The organism is Candidatus Anoxymicrobium japonicum, from assembly GCA_002843005.1.
GTDB classification, from domain to species: Bacteria; Actinomycetota; Geothermincolia; order Fen-727; family Anoxymicrobiaceae; genus Anoxymicrobium; species Anoxymicrobium japonicum.
In genome coordinates this window covers 1-1,465 of the sequence record PHEX01000128.1, presented here as the reverse complement: position 1 = coordinate 1,465, position 1,465 = coordinate 1, and the positions used below count along the sequence as shown (strand labels likewise).

Sequence of the window (1,465 nt, the reverse complement as noted above, 5' to 3'; positions counted from 1 at the left end):
CGCCTTGTTCAATTCCCGTTCTTCCAGAGACATTTCGCCGTAGCGCTGCCCCTCCAGCTTTCCCCAGAGACAGCGCTCCAGCCAGTCCTGTAACTTGTCGTCCACCAGGTAGGTCATGACGAAGGCCCAGCCGATCAGCAGGAGGGTGAAGATAATGCCGACTCCGATAACACTTGAAGCGAGTGCCCAGGTGGTAATGAAAGCAAGCGACCTAGTACATCCGGTTGCCCCTCCGCCAACTTCTTGACCGACTTGTCGAAACCGTTGATCAACTTGTCCAAGGCGAGTTGCGCCCAGATCACACCGTTGCTCATGCCCTTGATTTCATCACCCAGCGTTTTCTGGTTGAAGGTCAGTGCCTTGAACAGCAGATTGCCGTCACTGATCGATGGGTGGTGGGACTATATATCTAGCGCGCCATGACCCCGCTCGCTACCAGTTCCGAACGGCGCTTCGCGGTCGCTTTCCAGAAATCCGGCGGATTGTCGTTGGCATCGATGGCGTAAGGGTCGCCGGGGTCGATCTGGCACTCTTCTTCTATCCGCTTTGACCATCGCGGAATGTCGCTGGTTTGCATAGCGAGGTAACGACCAAGGGCTTCGGGAATGAGCAGAATGCCCGCGATGTAGATCCAGACAGGATAGGAGTCATCGATCATTGTCACTTGGTATCCGAAACGGAAGGTTTCACGACGATCTGCAATCGGCAGACAAACCGGTGTGTGGTCGAAGATTTCCTCAACGCCATCTTCCATGTAGCGGCGCATGTATTCCCAATGGCGTTTGAGCAAATCCTGCTGAGCACTGACGATTGAAAACGGTAATGTCGCCCGTATCGTCTGTCCGTCTTCGTCAAGGACATGACCGAGGATTTCCCATTGGGTAATCCGCATCGGCGTATGAAGACACTTTTCCAGCACGAACACCATCTTGTCCCAGTCCGCCTCGATCACTTTCAGCGAATAAGGGTCGATGGCATACAGCTTGCGGAGTTTCCGGTTCAGGCGAATCGGGTAGTGGGTCAGGCGGAAGCATTCCCTGAGTAAGGTCCAGACTGCCAAGGCAATTCCGGGGGATGCAATTAAAGCCAACACCCCAAAAAGCGCCCAGCCATTAAAGTCATTGTCGTACTGAACCGGCTCGAATAGGTTTTGAAAGGCGATTGCCATGAGAAATGACAAGGGAGTGATCGTGATAATGAGCATCACCACGGTCAAAAAGCCCTTGCCCTCATAGAACTTCCCCACCATTTCAAGGTAGGTGCTGTTCAGGCGGACCGTGCTCAAATAGGGCGTCGGCACGACATCCAGTCGCTCCTTCTGTTTCAGGCAGCCATGCCGCTCTTCAAAGCGCAACGGGCGGTCGATCTTGTACTTGAAGATCAGCCCGGTGGTTTCCATCACCATGCGAATTGCCTCATCCTGCCACCGCCTTGTTCAATTCCCGTTCTTCCAGAGACATTTCGC

Annotated in this window: 2 protein-coding genes; one reads left to right on the top strand and one right to left on the bottom strand. The window is 53.9% G+C overall.

Translation table 11 applies throughout. From position 1 onward, the window contains the following. The first annotated feature begins 224 nt into the window (after positions 1 to 224). Complete coding sequence (locus CVT63_08400) at positions 225 to 413, top strand: hypothetical protein (GenBank protein PKQ26617.1); 189 nt, start codon at positions 225 to 227, stop codon at positions 411 to 413. Here the strand turns inward: CVT63_08400 and CVT63_08395 are convergent. Continuing rightward, positions 410 to 1,405: a hypothetical protein gene (locus CVT63_08395; protein ID PKQ26616.1), complete on the bottom strand. Its 996-nt coding sequence runs from the start codon at positions 1,403 to 1,405 to the stop codon at positions 410 to 412. The two genes, CVT63_08400 and CVT63_08395, sit on opposite strands and share 4 nt — an antisense overlap. Positions 1,406 to 1,465: the final 60 nt, after the last annotated feature.

Coding starts and splice junctions, on each gene's coding strand:
- CVT63_08395 (PKQ26616.1), bottom strand. CDS start 1,405: ATGGTGATGGAAACCACCGGGCTGATCTTCAAGTACAAGATCGACCGC.